Source organism: Pseudoalteromonas sp. CR1, assembly GCF_019392235.1.
Lineage (GTDB): Bacteria > Pseudomonadota > Gammaproteobacteria > Enterobacterales > Alteromonadaceae > Pseudoalteromonas.
In genome coordinates this window covers 1-234 of the sequence record NZ_JAHXRM010000641.1, presented here as the reverse complement: position 1 = coordinate 234, position 234 = coordinate 1, and the positions used below count along the sequence as shown (strand labels likewise).

Sequence of the window (234 nt, the reverse complement as noted above, 5' to 3'; positions counted from 1 at the left end):
AAAGTTTTCCAGTTGGATCCAGCCCTGCCAGCCGCTGGCGTAGCCGCACTTCATACCGGAGGCTTTCAGTTTCGCGGCATAGTCCGCCAGATCCTGCCAGGTTTTCGGCGGTTGTTCCGGGTCTAATCCTGCTTTCTTGAAGGCGTCTTTGTTGTAATAGAGAACGGGGGTCGAGCTGTTGAATGGCTGGGAGAGTAAGTGGCCCGTTTTGCTGTCGGAGTAGTAACCGGAAAC

At 54.7% G+C, this 234-nt stretch carries 1 protein-coding gene; it reads right to left on the bottom strand.

Annotated features, from left to right (window positions below; all coding sequences use genetic code 11):
• The coding region (locus tag KZZ04_RS20860; protein WP_219424129.1) for an extracellular solute-binding protein at positions 1-234 on the bottom strand (234 nt) is incomplete at both ends.